This window comes from Mesorhizobium sp. M0848, assembly GCF_040319805.1.
GTDB lineage: Bacteria > Pseudomonadota > Alphaproteobacteria > Rhizobiales > Rhizobiaceae > Mesorhizobium.
Map to the genome: position 1 here is coordinate 102,819 of NZ_JAMYOM010000009.1, position 17,085 is coordinate 119,903.

A 17,085-nucleotide genomic window follows, 5' to 3' on the forward strand; every position below is an offset into this window, starting at 1 on the left:
GATCAGTGATTGCGGAAGGGGTTCATGGCGACCACGGAGCCATAAGACTGCCCGTGGTTGAGGTCTTCGGTGTAGAGTATCTTGACGCCAAGGCGCTCGGCGGCGGCGATGATGGCGCCATTCCAATATGAAATCTGGTAGCGTTGCGCGTTCGCGATGCCCCGCATTACAACGGCGCTATCCAGATCTTGGCAGGGCTTCATGGAGATCGCGGCGACCCATTCGGCCGCCTTCGCCGGCGCCAGTGTGACCTCAGCTCGCTTGGTCACGTTGACATAGAACTCCTGCAGCACCTGTGCGGAGGTCGAATAGTCTTCCTTGGCGATCAACTCCACGGCGCGCTCATACTTCGCGCGCTCGGCCTTGTGTCCGATGGCGGCATAGACGAGGATGTTCGTGTCGAGGAAGCAGTCAGCGATCATAGAGAGCTTCCCGGTTCCATTTCTTGCCACCCATGTCGCCTGCCGCCTCGCGGGCGAGCCGCAGAAGGGCCTGCCGTGCCTCGTCCTTGGCGTACCGCTTGGCGGCCACTGCCGAGAAAAACTCCCGCACCATGGCGTTGACGGTCGTTCGCTGTTCGGCGGCCGTCAGCTTGACCTGCTCCAAGACCTCGTCTTCGACTGCCAGAGTGATGTTCTTCATTTCTCTTTTCTCCTGCGCCTACTTCACACAGTATATGTGTAACTGTGTGGCAGTCGCAAGTTCGTTACAGCCGCTTCAGGTCGGCGACGGTGAGGTCGCTTTTGGCATTGCCGGTGTTGAGCGTCGTTGCCGGCTCGAACATCAGCACCACGGGTTCCGCAGTCAGCGAGCGCGGCCGGTGTTCGACGCCGCGCGGTACGACGATGAAATCGCCCTCGCCGAGCTCGACCGGACCGTCGCGGAAATCGATGGCGATACGCCCGCGCAGCACGAGGAAGGCTTCGTCCTCATTGTCATGCGCATGCCAGTCGAACATCTCGCCGAACTTGGCGACCTTCGCCTGGCTGTCGTTGACGTCGCCGGCGATATGCGGATCGAAGACCTTGGTGATGGTCCGATCCGCCGCCTCGACGAGGTTTATCTTGCGCGGAGGCATCCGCTCAGCCCTTCACCGCCGCCACGATCTTCTTGGCTGCGTCGTCGAGATCATCGGCCGACACCACGTTGAGGCCGCTGTCGTTGATGATCTTCTTGCCGAGCTCGGCATTGGTGCCTTCCAGGCGCACCACCAGCGGCACTTCCAGCCCGACTTCCTTGACCGCGGCAATGACGCCCTCGGCAATGATGTCGCACTTCATGATGCCGCCGAAGATGTTGATCAGGATACCCTTGACCGCCGGATCCCTGGTGATGATCTTGAACGCCGCCGTCACCTTCTCCTTGGACGCGCCACCGCCGACATCGAGGAAGTTGGCCGGCTCGGCGCCATAGAGCTTGATGATGTCCATCGTCGCCATGGCGAGGCCGGCGCCGTTGACCATGCAGCCGATATTGCCGTCGAGCGCGACATAGGCGAGGTCGTATTTCGACGCCTCGATTTCCTTTTCGTCCTCTTCGGTTGTGTCGCGCAGTTCGAGCACGTCGGGGTGGCGGAACAGCGCGTTGTTGTCGAACGACACTTTCGCGTCGAGCACGCGCAGCCGGCCGTTCTTCATGACGATCAGCGGGTTGACCTCGAGCAGGCTCATGTCCTTCTCGACGAAGGCCTTGTAGAGGATCGGGAACAGCGTATCGCCGTCCTTGGCCGCATCGCCGTCGAGCTTGAGCGCGCCGTTGAGCGCCTTCAGGTCGGCTGCCGTGACGCCTTTTTCCGGATCGATGGCGACGGTGATGATCTTTTCGGGCGTGTCATGGGCGACCGCTTCGATGTCCATGCCGCCCTCGGTCGAGACGACGAAGGCGATGCGGCCGACCGAACGGTCGACCAGGATCGACAGATAGAGCTCGCGCTCGATGTCGGCGCCGTCTTCGATGTAGAGGCGGTTGACCTGCTTGCCGGCCGGACCGGTCTGCTTGGTCACCAGCGTGTTGCCCAGCATCTCGTTGGCGTTGGCGATGACGTCGGCCACCGATTTCGCCAGCCGCACGCCGCCCTTGGCGTCCGGGCCGAGCTCGCTGAATTTGCCCTTGCCGCGTCCGCCGGCATGGATCTGGCTCTTCACCACATAGAGCGGGCCCGGCAGCGCCTTGGCGGCGGCTTCCGCTTCGCTCGCCTTGAACACCGGCACGCCTTCGGCCACCGGCGCGCCAAAGCTCTTCAGCAGCGCCTTGCCCTGATACTCATGGATGTTCATCTGGATGGTCTCCGGATCGACTGGGGGTTCACTTGCTGGAGATTCATTTGGAGGCGAGTTGCGGCGCGATCTTGACGCAGGCCTCGGTCAGGCCCTGCACCGTCGCCACAGAGGAGTCGAACATCTTCTGCTCGCTCTTGTTGAGTTCGATCTCGATGATGCGCTCGACGCCGCCGGCGCCGATCACCACGGGAACGCCGACATAGGTGTTCTTGACGCCATACTGGCCGGAGAGATACGCCGCGCAGGGCAGCACGCGCTTCTTGTCCTTGAGATAGGCTTCGGCCATCGAGATCGCCGAAGCGGCCGGCGCGTAATAGGCCGAACCGGTCTTGAGCAGGCCGACGATCTCGGCGCCGCCGTCGCGGGTGCGCTGCACGATCTGGTCGAGCTTCTCCTTCGAGGTCCAGCCCATCTTGATGAGGTCGGGCAGCGGAATGCCCGATACCGTCGAATAGCGGATCATCGGCACCATGGAATCGCCGTGGCCGCCGAGCACGAAGGCGGTGACGTCCTCGACCGAGACCTTGAATTCCTCTGCCAGGAAATAGCGGAAGCGCGCGCTGTCAAGCACGCCGGCCATGCCGACGACATGGCTGTTGGGCAGGCCTGAGAACTTCTGCAGCGCCCAGACCATGGCGTCGAGCGGGTTTGTGATGCAGATGACGAAGGCCTTCGGCGCGTACTTCTTCAGCCCGGCGCCGACCTGTTCCATGACCTTGAGGTTGATGCCCAAAAGGTCGTCGCGGCTCATGCCGGGCTTGCGCGGCACGCCGGCGGTGACGATGCAGACGTCGGCCCCTTCGATGCCGGCATAGTCGTTGATGCCGGTGAGCCTGGAGTCGAAGCCATCGACAGGCGACGACTGCGCGATATCGAGCCCCTTGCCCTGCGGGATACCTTCGGCAATATCGAACAGCACCACGTCGCCGAGGTCCTTGAGGCCGATCATGTGAGCGAGCGTGCCGCCGATCATGCCAGAGCCGATAAGCGCTATCTTGTTGCGTGCCATGTGAGGATGTTTTCCCTTTGTCGGTGACGACGTCTCAAATCTCTGGTGATTTGATGGCGGCGTCGAAGAAGAGGCCGGAATGCTGCGGGGAACCGCGAATTTTCGCCGCACCCAATAGCCCCGGCACGGAAAAAATTCAAACGATTATTTTGGTGTCAGTATTTTCAATCGGTTAGATCATTTGGGATTTACGTAAACGTCAAAGTTTGTAAGCCGACTTGGGAAGAAATAGCCGACGAAGATGGAAATCGTAAGGCTGGATGCAGGCGATGACGCCCTTGTGATGGCGGTCGCCAAATCTCCCCCTTGAGGGCAGGCTATCGCATATGGAATTCCTGAGATGTCTGCCCGGCACGTACCCCCACTCCTAACCCCTCCCCACACGGGGGAGGGAGACTTCCGTTGGCGCTGACCCAGGAGCATCGCCTGTCTTTTCGGCGCCAACAAGAATTAAAGGCACGCGGCAGCGTTCCCTCCCCCTTGTGGGGAGGGGTTAGGGTGGGGGTTCTTCTTCGCAAGAATCCATGTGCGATAGCCCTGCCCGCAAGGGGGGAGATGTCACCGAAGGCGACAGAGGGGGTCGCCGCGCGTGACGCGCTGGCGCCATCTGTGCCGCGCCCGGTCGAACCAACCCCCCTGGCCTGCCGGCCATCGCCCCCTCGAGGGGGAGATCCATTGCCACGCGATTTCGCCAATCTTCAACGAAGCAGGAATGAGCGGGGCGCCTAAGCTGCCAATCGCTTTTCTTTAGGCCTGCGCCTGCGACGCTTCCGACACCGCCGGCTTTCCTTTCTGCCGCTCCGCCCAATCCTCCAGCCAGTCGCGGCTTTGCATCTCGATCAGCCGCGATGCGGTGCGCTCGAACTCGAAGACTTCGACGCCGCGCTTGGCTGCATAAAGTGCTTGCGGCGGCGCTTCGGCGCTCGCCACCAGCCGCATACGATGGTCGTAGAGCGTGTCGATCAGCAGGATGAAGCGCTTGGCCTCGTTGCGTTTACCTTCGCCGAGCACCGGGACGTGGTCGATGAAAATGGTTGAGAAGCGCCCGGCGATCGCCAGGAAATCACGCGCGCCAAGCGGCTTCTCGCAGAGATCGGCGAAGGAGAACCGCGCCGCATCGCCCGCCGCACGCGGCACGATCACCTGCCGCCCTTTGAGGGCAATCGATGTCTCGGCGGTCGGCGCGCCCCGCGTCATGGCTTGCCAGGCCTCGTCGAGTAGCTGGTCCGCCGCCGCGTCGGCCGGCGTGACATAGACCGGTGTCCGGGCGAGCTTGTCCAGCCGGTAGTCCTTGTCGGCATCGAGCGCCAGCACCTGTGTGTGCCGCTCCAGTATGCCGATGAAGGGCAGGAAAAGCTGGCGGTTCAGCCCGTCGCGGTAGAGGTTTTCCGGCGCCACATTCGAGGTGGCGACCAGCACCACGCCGCTGGCAAACAGCGCCGAAAACAACCTGGACAGGATCATCGCGTCGGCAATGTCGGTAACCGAGAACTCGTCGAAGCACAGCACCCAGGCTTGCTCGGCAAGGGCCTTGGCCACCGGCGGGATCGGATCGTCTTCCCTGACGTCGCCATTCTTGCGCGCCTGCCGGTGCTTCTGGATACGGTCCTGCACGTCGGCCATGAAGTCGTTGAAGTGGACGCGGCGCTTGCGCCGCACCGGCAGCAAGTCGAAGAACATGTCCATCAGCATGGTCTTGCCGCGGCCGACGCCGCCATGGATGTAGAGGCCTTTGACGGCCTCATGCGTCTCGCGCTTGCGGGCGAACAGCCAGCCCAGCGCGCTCGACTTATGCGCCAGCCGCTTGGCCGAGATCTCATCGGTCAGCCGGTCGAGCGCCGCAACGATCCGTTCCTGCGCCGGATCGCGGTCGATCGTACCGGTTTCCACCAGATGGTCGTAGCGCTGCCTAACGGTCGCATGGGTCTGGAGGCCGTCACGCAGATGCATCGGTCACGTCGTTCTGGAGCGATTCCGGGAACCGGAATTGCGTAAAACAAAAACTATCTCGTAAGCGAAATCGGCTGGCCGTTGGAAGTCTGGCCGTCGAATTTCGAGCCGCCCGAGGAATAGAGCCGCGCCAGCGCACCGCCGCTCTCGTCATAGAGCGTCAGCTGCTTGCCGGCGACGTTCCACGACTTGATGCCGTCCATCGGCGCCGGGCAATGCAGCGGACCGGCGCGGAAGCCGGCGCCGAATTTGGTCTGCGGTGTCGCCACCTTGCAGCTCTGGCCCGCAACGCTGGCGTTCCAGACACCGGCGACGCTGGCGGCGGTCACGTCCGAAGCGCCGGCCGGCGCCGAACCATCCGAAGGCAGCGCGGCGACCTGCGTGTTCGCCGGAGCGGTCGGGAATTGCGAAGGGTCGGTGGTGCCGGGCGATGCCGGCGGCGGCAGTTGGTTCGCCGTCACCTTGCCGGCGGGCGCGGCCTCCAGCGGTGCCGGCTGCTGGTCATCCATCGAGGAAAAACGTGAGGTCGAACAGCCGCTCGCAACGAGCGCCGCCAGCGATACGGCCACCAGACCGGTTTTCGAAAAAGTCATTCCAACCTCCGTCGGATCCGGCTGGGGGGAAGCCGTCCGCACAATCTCACCCCCACCAAGATGGAGAAGGTGGCGAAATTTCAACCCGATATGGTTAAAATACAGTTTGCAGCCAGAAGTGTTGCAATTTTATCGCAATGGGGACGGCTGACCGCTTGTCGCCCGTCGCTTGGGAATTCCGGTCAACACTTCGTCGGTGGACGCTTGCGCGAACCGCCTTAGCGCCTATGTCTGGAAACGAAACCCTGCTGGAGCCGCAAATTGGCCGCGAGAAAGACTGCCGCCAATCGCTATTACAGCGGCCCGCCCAGCGACCATTTCGACGGCGCATTGTTCTTCAATCCCGACGGCCAGCCACCCGGCCGTTTCGCCGACCTGCTGAAATGGCAGTTGAATGGCCAGCGCTCGAAATGGCCGGCGAGCGATGCAAGCCCCTTTCCGCAGGCGAAACCGACGGCTCGGGTCGAGGGCGCTGCGCTGGAAGTGACCATGGTTGGTCATTCCACCTTGCTGGTCCAGACGGCCGGTCTGAACATTCTTACCGATCCGGTGTGGTCGCTGCGCGCGTCGCCGCTTTCCTTCGCCGGACCAAAACGCATCAATGCGCCAGGCATCGCCTTTGCCGACCTGCCGTCGATCGACCTCGTTCTGGTCAGCCACAACCACTATGACCATCTCGACCTCGCCACGTTGAAGCGGCTGAAGGCCGGCCACGACCCGCTGGTGCTCACTCCGCTCGGCAACGACGCCATCATCGAAGCCGCCGTGCCCGGCATGCGACTGTCGGCGCATGACTGGGGCGACAGGGTCGAGATCGGCAATGGCGCCGCCGTCCATGTCGAGCCGGTGCATCACTGGTCGGCGCGTGGCGCCCGCGACCGGCGCATGGCGCTGTGGGCCGGCTTCGTCGTCGAAACGCCTGACAGCAAGCTCTATTTCGCCGGCGACACCGGCTTCCACGATGGCATCAACTACCGGCTGATGGCTGAGAAACATGGCGGTTTCCGCTTCGCCATCCTGCCGATCGGCGCCTATGAGCCGCGCTGGTTCATGGCGCCGCAGCACCAGAACCCCTGGGAGGCGGTGCAAGGCATGGCGCTGTGCAATGCCGCCCATGCCGCCGGCTGCCACTGGGGCACTTTCCAGCTCACCGACGAGCCGATCGACGAGCCGGCGCGCAAATTGACCGAGGCGCTTGACGATCAAGGCATCCCCCGCGAGCGCTTTCGCGCCTTGCGGCCGGGTGAGGTATGGGATGTGCCGGAGCACATAGCGCCCTGATCGGTTTCGACGGAACCCCAGCGCGGCAACCGCGTTTTCATGTGGTTGAAAAATCTGCCGGTTTGCGAGGCATTGCCATGCTCAAATGGATCGTCGTTCTCCTGATCGTCGCCGCGGCGGCGAGTCTGCTCGGCATGCCGGCGCTGGCAGGTGCCGCCGCCACCGGTGCGCGCATCCTTATCGGCATCGTTCTGATCATTTTCCTGCTGATGGTGCTGGGCATTTTCGCCGTCACGTAAGTCCGGCGCTTTCGCCGTGACCAAGCGGCTGCGCACTGGTAATTCCTGCCCGTTTCCGCCATATAGCGCCAAACGGATACGGAATTTTTCGGAGCAATGGCCAGCACCGCCCCTTTCGCCAAGATGAACGGTATCGGCAACGAGATCATCGTTGCCGATATGCGTGGCCGTGCCGATCGGGTGACGGCGGCGGCGGCGATTGCGCTGAATGCCGATGCCGCGACCAGCTTCGACCAGATCATGGCGATCCATGACGCCAGGACGCCGGGCACCGCCTTTTTCATCGACATCTTGAATTCCGATGGAACCAGCGCCCAGGCCTGCGGCAATGGCATGCGCTGCGTCGTCCAGGCGCTCGCCGCCGAGACCGGCCAGAAGATCTTCACCTTCGAAACCGTGGCAGGCATCCTCAATGCGCGCGAACATGCCGACGGTTCGATCTCGGTCGACATGGGCACGCCGCGCTTCGGCTGGCAGGATATCCCGCTGGCCGAGGAGTTCCGCGACACCCGGATGATCGAGCTGCAGATCGGCCCGATCGACGCGCCGGTGCTGCATTCACCCTCGGTCGTCTCGATGGGCAATCCGCACGCCATCTTCTGGGTCGACAATGACGTCTGGTCCTATGAGCTCGACCGCTTCGGCCCGCTGCTCGAGAACCACCCGATGTTCCCCGAGCGCGCCAACATCACCATCGCTCAGGTTACTTCGCCCGAAACGATGATCATCCGCACCTGGGAGCGCGGCGCCGGACTGACCAAGGCCTGCGGCTCGGCCGCCTGCGCCGCCGTCGTGGCCGCTGCCCGCACCAACCGGACCGGCCGCAGCGTCAGTCTGTTGACCCCCGGCGGCGGCATGCTGCATGTCGAATGGCGCGACGATGACCACGTGGTCCTGACGGGCGCCGCCGAATGGGAATTTTCCGGCAGCTTCGACCCGTCGAACGGGACATGGGCCCGCGACACCGAAAGCGCGGCCTGATGTCCGCTCTGCCCAAGAGCCCGATGTCCCAGGGCATCGATGTCGTCACCTTCGGCTGTCGGCTCAACACCTATGAATCGCAGGTGATGCGGCGCGAGGCTGAAAGTGCCGGTCTGGGCGCGCTGGAAGGTGGCGCCATGATCTTCAACACCTGCGCCGTGACAGGCGAAGCAGTGCGCCAGGCCAAGCAGGCGATCCGCAAGGCGCGCCGCGACAACCCGCAGGCGCGCATCATCGTCACCGGCTGCGCCGCGCAGACCGAGCCTGAAAAATTCGCCGCCATGGACGAGGTCGATCTCGTGCTCGGCAATGAAGAGAAGCTGAAGGCCAACTCCTATCGCGCACTGCCGGATTTCGGCGTCAACGACACCGAAAAGGCACGCGTCAACGATATCTTTTCGGTGCGTGAGACCGCAGGCCACATGGTCGACGCCATCGAGGGCCGGGCACGCGCCTTCGTCCAGGTGCAGAATGGCTGCGACCACCGCTGCACCTTCTGCATCATTCCCTACGGCCGCGGCAATTCGCGCTCGGTGCCGATGGGCGCCGTGGTCGAGCAGGTCAAGCGGCTCGCCGGCAACGGCTATGCCGAGATCGTTCTGACCGGCGTCGACATGACATCATTCGGCGCCGATCTGCCGGGCGCGCCGAAGCTCGGCAGGCTGGTGAAAACAATCCTGAAACAGGTGCCGGACGTGAAGCGCCTGCGGCTGTCCTCCATCGATTCGATCGAGGCCGACGACGATCTGCTCAACGCCATCGCCACCGAGCCGCGGCTGATGCCGCATCTGCATCTGTCGCTGCAGTCGGGCGACGACATGATCCTGAAGCGGATGAAGCGCCGGCATCTGCGCGACCAGTCGATCCGCTTCTGCGAGGATGTGCGCAAGCTGCGCCCCGGTATCGTCTTCGGCGCCGACATCATCGCCGGCTTCCCGACCGAGACCGACGAAATGTTCGAGAACTCGGAAAAAATCGTCGAGGAGTGTGGCCTGACCCATCTCCACGTCTTCCCGTTCAGCCCACGCGAAGGCACGCCTGCCGCGCGCATGCCCCAGCTCCGCCGTGAATTGGTCAAGCAGCGCGCCGCCCGGCTGCGCGCCGCCGGTGAAGTTGCGTATATCAGGCATCTGTCGTCGCTCACCGGTACGCGTCAGTCGATCCTGATCGAGCGCGACGGCCTTGGCCGCACCGAGGGTTTTACGCTTGCCGCACTCGGCACGGGCGCACCGGGTGAGATCGTCGAGGCCGATATATCAGGCCACGATGGTAGCAGGCTGATCGCGGCGCCCCTCGCCGCCCGCGCGGCCTGAGAAACGCAAAGCATGGCTGGTTTTTTCAAGAAGATATTTTCGTTCGGCAAGAAAGAGGTGGTCGAGGAGCGGGTCGACGAGACCGCCCCGCTGCCGCCGATCAAATGGGAAGCGCTCGAGGCGCTGAAGCCGGCGGCCGAGCAGGTCGTTCCGGAGTTCTTGAAGCGTGACGAGCTGGAGCGCGAGGCGGAAACTGCGCCGACGCCGACGACGGTCGAGCCGGAAGTGATCCCCGCGCCGGAATCGGCGCCTGTCGAGAAGCCGGTGCCCGAGCCGGCACCGGCCATTCCGCCAGCACCGGAGCCGACTATTCCCTCCGAGCCGGAACCCCTGCCGGAGCCCGAGCCGGAAGAAGAACCCGCGCCCGAGACGCCTGCCGAGCCGCCGGCGCCCGAGGAGATACCAACACCTCCCGCCGTTCCGGAGCCTGCTCCCGAACCGCAGCCGCAGGAGGTCCCGCCACCCGCGCCGGCCGAGCCGGAGATCGTCCCGTCACGCCCGGAACAGCAGCCGGAACCGGAACCGGTCGAAGTGCCGACGCCTGCCGAGGTTCCGGCCGAGACACCAGCCCCGATCGAGGTGCCGACACCGGGGCCGGCCCCTGCTCAGCCATTATCAGAGGTCAGCGCCGCCCCTCATCCGCCTGCTGGCACCTTCTCTCCGTCTGAAGACGGGGAGAAGGAAGAAGTTTCAGCACCGACGCCCGAAGCCCCGCCTGCCGAAATCGCACCTCCCATTCGCCAGCCGGCGCCGATCGAATCGCAGCCGGTCATTGCGGAAATTGCGCCCGAGCCGCAGTCTCTTCCACAACCCGCGCCGGAGCCAAAAGCCGCACCCGGCAAGGTGACCGTCACCAAGAAGGTCGAGCAGAAGGCCGAGCCACAGAAGGCGCCGGAGCCGGCACCGAGGCGCTCATGGTTCCAGCGCATGAAGGACGGGCTTGCCCGCTCCTCCAAGGAGCTCACCGGCAACATTGCCGGCGTCTTCACCAAGCGCAAGCTGGACGAAGAGACTTTGCAGGACCTTGAGGATGTGCTGATCCGTGCCGATCTCGGCATGGAGACGGCCTTGCGCGTTACCGACGCGCTGGCCGCCAGCCGCTACGGCAAGGACGTCTCCGACACCGAGGTCCGCGCCATCATGGCAGCCGAGGTGGAAAAAGTGCTGGCCCATGTCGCCATGCCGCTGGAGCTCGACCTTTCACACAAGCCGCATGTCATCCTGGTGGTCGGTGTCAACGGCACCGGCAAGACCACAACTATCGGCAAGCTGGCCGCCAAGCTCACCGATGGTGGCCTGTCGGTGATGCTCGCCGCCGGCGACACCTTTCGCGCCGCCGCGATCGAGCAACTGAAGATCTGGGGCGAGCGGACGAAATCGCCTGTGATCGCCTCAAAGATCGGCGCCGATGCCGCGGGACTGGCCTATGACGCCTTCGAGAAGGCCAAGGAGGCCGGTTCCGACGTGCTGATCATCGACACCGCCGGCCGCCTGCAGAACAAGACTGAACTGATGGCGGAGCTCGAAAAGATCGTCCGCGTGCTTGGCAAACTCGACCCGGAAGCACCGCACACCGTGCTGCAGACGGTCGACGCCACCACCGGCCAGAACGCGCTCAACCAAGTCGAGATCTTCCGCAATATCGCCGGCGTCAACGGCCTGGTGATGACCAAGCTGGACGGCACGGCGCGCGGCGGTATTCTGGTGGCGATCGCGGCAAAGCACAAATTGCCGGTCTATTTCATCGGCGTCGGCGAACAGGTCGACGACCTCGAACCTTTCTCGGCAAGCGAATTCGCCAGGGCGATCGCTGGAGTAGCTTAACAAGCATGTCCCAAAAAGTTGCAGACTTTTTGGATCAGATCATGCGCAAGAAAGAGATTCCATGAACCCACCCATTCTCGAACGCGATCCGTCGGACCCGCAGAAGCAGAAGAAGGAAGGCGTCAATCCGCTGCTCAAGCTAGTGCTGGAGCTGGGTCCGTTGATGGTGTTCTTCTTCGCCAATGCGCGCGGCGGATGGCTGGTGCAGAAATTCCCTGTTCTGGCCGAGTTCGGCGGGCCGATTTTCGTCGCCACCGGGCTGTTCATGGCCGCCACGGCAATCGCCCTGATCGCCTCGTGGCTGCTCACCCGCACCTTGCCGATCATGCCGATGGTGTCGGGCGTCGTCGTCTTCATCTTCGGCGCGCTGACGCTCTATCTGCAGGACGACATCTTCATCAAGATGAAGCCGACCATCGTCAACACGCTGTTCGGCGGCGTGCTGCTCGGCGGGCTCTACTTCGGCAAGTCGCTGCTTGGCTATGTCTTCGATTCGGCCTTCAGCCTCGACGCCGAAGGCTGGCGGAAACTGACCTTCCGCTGGGGCCTGTTCTTCCTGTTCCTGGCCATCGTCAATGAGGTGGTGTGGCGCAATTTTTCCACCGACGCCTGGGTTACTTTCAAGGTCTGGGGCATCATGCCGATCACGCTTCTGTTCACCTTCAGCCAGATGCCGCTGATCCTGCGTCATTCACTCGAGGACAAGGCCGGCAAAGAAGAGAGAACCGGAAAGTAGAAAAAGCGGTTCTGCGTTCGTGAAACAATGAACCGTTCTGGGGAGAGGGACATGGAATTCATCACCACGCGCGACCAGTTGAGGACGATCTACAAGACGCCACGGCCGACCGACGGTTCTATCCGCAAGGAGCTGAAAAAACTTGACGGCCATTGCCGCTCCTTCATCGGCAAGAGCCCGTTCGTGCTGATCGGCTCGTCCGACGGTGCCGGCAATGCCGACGTGACGCCGAAGGGCGACAAGCCGGGCTTTGCCACCGTTCTCGACGACACCACCATCGCCATTCCCGATCGGCCCGGCAACAACCGGCTCGACACGTTGGAAAACATTCTCCTCAATCCCTCTGTCGGGCTGCTCTTCCTCATTCCCGGCATGAACGAGACGCTGCGCGTCAACGGCGATGCCCGCATCACCGTCGACGCAAATTTGCGCGAACGCCTCGCCGTCGACGGCAGGGAGCCGCAAAGCGTCGTCGTGGTCAGCGTCAAGGCCGCCTACATGCACTGCGCAAAAGCCTTCATGCGCTCGGACCTGTGGAAGCCGGAAACCTGGTACGACCGTGCGACGCTGCCGACGCTCGGCCAGATCATGCGCGATCAGCTGGCGGTTGCCGATTCCGCCGAGGCGACCGACCGCTGGCTCGACGAGGAATACAAGAAGACGATGTGGTAGGTTTCCGGACGCGATTCGCGTCTGGACCGATTCCATACCTTGCTGAACATCCTTGCCATTTCCGGCAGCCTGCGCGCGGCTTCCACCAATTCGGCGCTGATCGCCGCACTGGCCCGCGAAGCGCCGTCCGGCTGCCGCGTCACCGTCCATGACGGGCTTGGCCGTCTGCCCATCTTCAATCCCGATGATGAGGGCGAGCGGACGCCGCTCGAAGCCTCCAAGCTGATCGATGCCGTCACCCGAGCCGACGGCGTGATCGTCTCCTGTCCGGAATATGCCCATGGCGTGCCGGGCGGGCTGAAGAACGCCCTCGACTGGCTGGTCTCGCGCGACGCCGCCGTCGCCAAGCCCGCCATGCTGGTGCACGCCTCGCCGCGCTCGCTGTTCGCTCGCGCCGCACTGGCCGAGATCATGCGCACTATGTCATTCGCGTTGTGCGAGGATATGCTGGAGATTGTGCTGTTGGGGAAGAAGCAGCCGGAGGTCGAGAGCATCCTGGCGGAGCCGGCGAACCGGCTGGCGATGCGCGATGCGCTGAATGCTTTCGCGGACTTTATCCGCGCCCGTTGAGTGCCGACCCACCACGCATTCGTCATCCTAGGGCGAAGCAAGGAGCGAAGCGACGCGGCGCAGACCCTAGGATCCATGCCGCGACCTTTGCCGAGAATGCATCGGTCCAAGAAGGGCAGCCTAACGTTGGATACTACACGGACCGCCAAAGACAGTATTGCACCGTTGTGCCCTGCTCGAAAGTCGCGGCATGGATCCTAGGGTCTCCGCGACGTCGCTTCGCGACTGCTTCGCCCTAGGATGACGAAGGAAAGGGGCTTCGCCATGCCTTCGAAATCAACCCTTTCGCAGCGTCTCCACATCCGTCTTCCCAACATACCAATCACGCGCATTGACCTCCTCGAAAACCACCCAGACATCGTCGTTGCTCAGCCCGGTGGCGTCCATGATGGCCGCCGTGACCTTTTTGGCGATGTCCGCCTTCTTGCCCGCCGGATCGGCTGATATCACTTCCTTGACGATGCGGATGTTGACGAATGGCATTTTTTCCTCCCGGGATGTTCGTGCTCGCGACCCGCTTCGATGAAACCGTCGAACGGCCGCCAGTGCTCCAGTCTCAGTATGTCTTGGCGCCGTTGACCATGAGCCGCACCATGTAGAGCGACGTGGTGCCGGCGATGTAGAGGCAATTCAGCTTGTTGCCGCCGAACACGCAGTTGGCGGTGACTTCCGGTACCTTGACCTTGCCGATCAGCGTGCCGTCCGGATCGTAGCAATGGATGCCGTCGGCGGCACTGGTCCAGATGCGGCCGTCCTCGTCGAGCCTGAAGCCGTCGAACAGGCCGGCCGTGCAGTCGGCGAAGACTTTCTCGCCCGAAACCTTCTTGCCGCCCTTGCCGACATTGAACACCCGCATATGCGCCGGATTCTGCGCGCCATGCGTGCGGCCGGTGTCGACGACATAAAGCTGGCTCTCGTCTAGCGAGAAGGCCAGGCCGTTGGGCCGGACCATGTCGGTGATGACGGCTTCGACCTCGCCGGTGCCGGGATCGACCCGGTAGACATGGCAGGCGCCGATTTCGCTCTCGGCCCTGTCGCCCTCATAATCCGTATCGATGCCGTAGCTCGGATCGGTGAACCAGATAGAACCGTCGGATTTCACCACCGCGTCGTTGGGCGAATTCAGCCGCTTGCCCTTCCATTTGGCCGCAATCGTGGTGACCGAGCCGTCGAACTCGGTGCGGCTGACGCGGCGGCCCGAATGCTCGCAGGTGATCAGCCGGCCCTGCCGGTCGACGCTGTTGCCGTTCGAATTGCCGGACGGCTGCCGGAAGACGCTGACATTGCCGTCGGTCTCGTCATAGCGCAGCATGCGGTTGTTGGGGATGTCGGACCAGACGACATAGCGGCCGGCGGCGAACCAGGCCGGCCCCTCCGCCCACTGGCATCCGGTGAACAGCTTCTCGACCTGCGCGTTGCCGTTGAACAGGCGCGCGAAGCGCGGATCGAGAATTTCATAATAGTCCGCAGCCGCCATGCTTTTCCTCCCGGCATCAATGACACCGGATCAAGACAGCCGGAGGGACAGAAGGCAATGTGGGTACGCACAGTGTGATGCAAAAGATCGCTTGCCGGCTCTGCGCATGACGTTAATGCATGTCGCCCAAAAGTGGCCCCGGTTTTGGGAGAACGACATGCATAAAAACAAAGACCTGAAGCGCGTCGCCTGAATCCGTTCAAACGCGACGCGCTTTAGCGCCGCATTAACCGGCTATGCGTTCAGCGCAATGGTGCATTGCAACATCTTCTTTTTGCAATGCACCATTACTATGTCATGCTTCGTATCGATCAAGGGAGGAAGAAACCGCCGCCGAAACGCGGCGCCAAAAAGGAACCTTGCTATGATCCTCGACAGTCTCATGACCCGCGCTCGCAACAGCATTGCCAAGCGCAAGCACTACAACCGCCTTGTCGCCGAAATCGACAGCTTTTCCAGCCGCGATCTGGCCGACATGCGCGCCGACCGCTCGGAAATGCTCTACCAGATCCACAAGCAGATCTACGGCTGAGTATTCGATCGCCTCATCACGTTCGCCATCCTTGGGCGTAGCGACGCGTGGCGTTGCGAAGACCCAAGGATGATGCAGCTACGCGTATAGGTGCGTCGCGACGTCAGTTCGACGCCGCCAGCGCCTTGTCGATCTGTGGCAGCAAGAGATCCCTCGCCGTCTCGGGCGTCAGCGGGCCGACATGCTTGTAGGCGATCTTGCCGTCCTTGCCGATGACGAAGGTTTCCGGCACGCCATAGACGCCCCAGTCGATCGCCGCGCGGCCCGCTTCGTCGACCCCTATCGCCTGGAACGGATTGCCGAGATCGCCGAGGAACCGGCGTGCGTTTTCCGGCCGGTCCTTGTAGTTCAGCGCCGCCATGCTGAAACGCTTGTCCTGCGACAGCGCCAGAAGCACCGGGTGCTCTTCGCGGCATGGCGCGCACCACGACGCGAAGACGTTGACCAATGTGACCTTGCCGGCGAAGGTTTTCGAATCGAGCCCCGGCAGGTTTGAGCCCTCCAGCGCCGGCAGGCTGGTTTGCGGCGCAGGCAGGCCGATCAGGGCCGACGGCACTTCCGAAACATCGCGCCCCGACAGCAGCTGCGACAGGAACAGTCCGGCCAGGCCGAGGAAGATCAGCAGCGGCAACAGCACGAACAGGCGACGAGTGCGCGGGGGCGGCGTTTCTGTTTCGATGCTCATGGCTTTGCGACCTTGTCGGAGCGACGCCTCACGCCGGACGCCTCCAGTTCGGCAAGCTCACGCTTGCGCGCCCGCTGGTCGAGCAGGATCCAGCCGATCAATCCGGCCAGCACCACGGCAGTGATGCCATAGGCAGCGGTCACATAGAGTGCATGCGCGCTCATGCGGCAGGCCCCGCTGAAGTGCGGCCTTCCAAGCCAATCATGTCGCCCAGTCTAGACATGCTTTCCCTTAGCCTCGCTCCGTCGGCTTCGCAATCCGCAGTCATACGCCGCGTCAATCCGTGCCATGGCGCAGCGCCAGCGCCGCCGAGACCGGACCCAGCACGCCAAGAAACAGGGTCAGCGCGGCAAGAATGAGGAAGGGCTGCAGAAACGGATCGGGATTGGCGGTCGCTCCATAGCTTGCCGAAACGCCGAAGATCAGCACCGGAATGGTCAGCGGCAGCACCAGCACCGAGATCAGCAGCCCGCCACGCGGCAGCGCCACCGCCACCGCCGCACCGGCGGCGCCGATGAAGGTGATAGCAGGCGTGCCGACCAGCAGCGTCAGCGCCGTGGCGCCGATGCCGAGCGGCTCCATGTTCATGAACAGCCCGAGCACGGGCGCGGCGACCACCAGCGGCAGCACGCTGCCCGCCCAATGCGCCAGGCATTTCACCAGCACCGTCAAGGCCAGCATGTGGCGATCATTGCCGAGCACCAGCAGATCGAGCGAGCCGTCCTCGCGGTCGGCCTGGAACAGCCGATCGAGACCGAGCAGGCAGGACAGCAGCGCGCCAATCCACAGGATCGCCGGCCCGATGCGGGCCAGCAGCTTCAGGTCCGGCCCGACTCCGAACGGGATGGTGGCGATGACGGCGAGGAAGAAGATGACCCCGGTCAGCGCCCCGCCGCCCGCACGGATGTTGAGGCGGATGTCGCGCAGGAAGAGGGCTAGCATGG

The 17,085-nt window shown here is 63.3% G+C and carries 21 protein-coding genes; 9 read left to right on the forward strand and 12 right to left on the reverse strand.

Features of this window, described 5'->3' with window-relative positions; translation table 11 throughout:
- Positions 1-2: 2 nt before the first annotated feature.
- The 7 genes from NKH95_RS12620 to NKH95_RS12650 all read right to left on the reverse strand — a co-directional run bounded on the left by NKH95_RS12620 (position 3) and on the right by NKH95_RS12650 (position 5,831).
- Entirely contained in the window at positions 3-422 is a 420-nt protein-coding gene (locus NKH95_RS12620; RefSeq protein ID WP_352891678.1) for a PIN domain-containing protein, read from the reverse strand.
- On the reverse strand, positions 412-642 hold the full coding sequence (locus NKH95_RS12625; RefSeq protein WP_023811284.1) for a hypothetical protein: 231 nt from the start codon (positions 640-642) through the stop codon (positions 412-414). Before NKH95_RS12625 ends, NKH95_RS12620 begins: the two co-directional genes overlap by 11 nt.
- Before the next feature lie 64 nt (positions 643-706).
- A complete protein-coding gene (locus tag NKH95_RS12630) occupies positions 707-1,078 on the reverse strand; it encodes a cupin domain-containing protein (RefSeq protein WP_023811285.1) in 372 nt (123 codons plus the stop codon).
- A gap of 4 nt (positions 1,079-1,082) precedes the next feature.
- The gene (gene sucC, locus NKH95_RS12635; protein WP_128304265.1) at positions 1,083-2,276 is read right to left on the reverse strand and encodes an ADP-forming succinate--CoA ligase subunit beta; all 1,194 of its coding nucleotides are present in this window, start codon (positions 2,274-2,276) and stop codon (positions 1,083-1,085) included.
- 43 nt (positions 2,277-2,319) lie between these two features.
- Positions 2,320-3,288 (reverse strand): malate dehydrogenase, encoded by a 969-nt coding sequence (gene mdh, locus NKH95_RS12640; RefSeq protein WP_013528846.1) that lies wholly within the window; start codon positions 3,286-3,288, stop codon positions 2,320-2,322.
- A 747-nt stretch (positions 3,289-4,035) separates the two neighbouring features.
- Positions 4,036-5,238 carry a cell division protein ZapE gene (gene zapE / locus NKH95_RS12645; RefSeq protein WP_352793140.1) on the reverse strand — a complete coding sequence of 401 codons (1,203 nt, stop codon included), beginning with the start codon at positions 5,236-5,238 and terminating at the stop codon, positions 4,036-4,038.
- Positions 5,239-5,291: 53 nt separating this feature from the next.
- The gene (locus tag NKH95_RS12650) at positions 5,292-5,831 is read right to left on the reverse strand and encodes a protease inhibitor Inh/omp19 family protein (RefSeq protein ID WP_023811288.1); all 540 of its coding nucleotides are present in this window, start codon (positions 5,829-5,831) and stop codon (positions 5,292-5,294) included.
- Positions 5,832-6,092: 261 nt separating this feature from the next.
- Between NKH95_RS12650 and NKH95_RS12655 the strand changes: the two genes are divergently transcribed.
- From NKH95_RS12655 to NKH95_RS12690, 8 genes are all read left to right on the forward strand, one after another.
- The gene (locus NKH95_RS12655; RefSeq protein WP_023811289.1) at positions 6,093-7,112 is read left to right on the forward strand and encodes an MBL fold metallo-hydrolase; all 1,020 of its coding nucleotides are present in this window, start codon (positions 6,093-6,095) and stop codon (positions 7,110-7,112) included.
- 77 nt (positions 7,113-7,189) lie between these two features.
- Complete coding sequence (locus tag NKH95_RS12660) at positions 7,190-7,351, forward strand: DUF1328 family protein (protein WP_023811290.1); 162 nt, start codon at positions 7,190-7,192, stop codon at positions 7,349-7,351.
- A gap of 96 nt (positions 7,352-7,447) precedes the next feature.
- A complete protein-coding gene (gene dapF / locus NKH95_RS12665; protein ID WP_023811291.1) occupies positions 7,448-8,332 on the forward strand; it encodes a diaminopimelate epimerase in 885 nt (294 codons plus the stop codon).
- Positions 8,332-9,645 (forward strand): tRNA (N(6)-L-threonylcarbamoyladenosine(37)-C(2))-methylthiotransferase MtaB, encoded by a 1,314-nt coding sequence (gene mtaB, locus NKH95_RS12670; RefSeq protein ID WP_031213274.1) that lies wholly within the window; start codon positions 8,332-8,334, stop codon positions 9,643-9,645. The genes dapF and mtaB overlap by 1 nt, the downstream gene beginning before the upstream one ends.
- 12 nt (positions 9,646-9,657) lie before the next feature.
- On the forward strand, positions 9,658-11,469 hold the full coding sequence (gene ftsY, locus NKH95_RS12675; protein ID WP_023811293.1) for a signal recognition particle-docking protein FtsY: 1,812 nt from the start codon (positions 9,658-9,660) through the stop codon (positions 11,467-11,469).
- Positions 11,470-11,530: 61 nt separating this feature from the next.
- The gene (locus NKH95_RS12680; RefSeq protein WP_023811294.1) at positions 11,531-12,205 is read left to right on the forward strand and encodes a septation protein A; all 675 of its coding nucleotides are present in this window, start codon (positions 11,531-11,533) and stop codon (positions 12,203-12,205) included.
- Between the two features lie 51 nt (positions 12,206-12,256).
- The gene (locus tag NKH95_RS12685) at positions 12,257-12,877 is read left to right on the forward strand and encodes a pyridoxamine 5'-phosphate oxidase family protein (RefSeq protein WP_023811295.1); all 621 of its coding nucleotides are present in this window, start codon (positions 12,257-12,259) and stop codon (positions 12,875-12,877) included.
- A gap of 39 nt (positions 12,878-12,916) precedes the next feature.
- Complete coding sequence (locus NKH95_RS12690; RefSeq protein ID WP_023811296.1) at positions 12,917-13,447, forward strand: NADPH-dependent FMN reductase; 531 nt, start codon at positions 12,917-12,919, stop codon at positions 13,445-13,447.
- 276 nt (positions 13,448-13,723) lie between these two features.
- Here NKH95_RS12690 and NKH95_RS12695 read toward each other — a convergent pair whose 3' ends face one another.
- The gene (locus tag NKH95_RS12695) at positions 13,724-13,930 is read right to left on the reverse strand and encodes a tautomerase family protein (RefSeq protein ID WP_023811297.1); all 207 of its coding nucleotides are present in this window, start codon (positions 13,928-13,930) and stop codon (positions 13,724-13,726) included.
- 73 nt (positions 13,931-14,003) lie between these two features.
- Positions 14,004-14,924: an SMP-30/gluconolactonase/LRE family protein gene (locus NKH95_RS12700; protein ID WP_023811298.1), complete on the reverse strand. Its 921-nt coding sequence runs from the start codon at positions 14,922-14,924 to the stop codon at positions 14,004-14,006.
- Between the two features lie 364 nt (positions 14,925-15,288).
- Here NKH95_RS12700 and NKH95_RS12705 point away from each other — a divergent pair, with 364 nt between their 5' ends.
- On the forward strand, positions 15,289-15,456 hold the full coding sequence (locus NKH95_RS12705) for a hypothetical protein (protein WP_013528833.1): 168 nt from the start codon (positions 15,289-15,291) through the stop codon (positions 15,454-15,456).
- Between the two features lie 103 nt (positions 15,457-15,559).
- Here the strand turns inward: NKH95_RS12705 and NKH95_RS12710 are convergent, their stop codons facing one another.
- The 3 genes from NKH95_RS12710 to ccmB form a co-directional block, all read right to left on the reverse strand.
- A complete protein-coding gene (locus NKH95_RS12710) occupies positions 15,560-16,141 on the reverse strand; it encodes a DsbE family thiol:disulfide interchange protein (RefSeq protein WP_023811300.1) in 582 nt (193 codons plus the stop codon).
- Entirely contained in the window at positions 16,138-16,305 is a 168-nt protein-coding gene (gene ccmD, locus NKH95_RS12715; RefSeq protein WP_013528831.1) for a heme exporter protein CcmD, read from the reverse strand. Before ccmD ends, NKH95_RS12710 begins: the two co-directional genes overlap by 4 nt.
- 112 nt (positions 16,306-16,417) lie before the next feature.
- Positions 16,418-17,083 (reverse strand): heme exporter protein CcmB, encoded by a 666-nt coding sequence (gene ccmB / locus NKH95_RS12720; protein ID WP_023811301.1) that lies wholly within the window; start codon positions 17,081-17,083, stop codon positions 16,418-16,420.
- Positions 17,084-17,085: the final 2 nt, after the last annotated feature.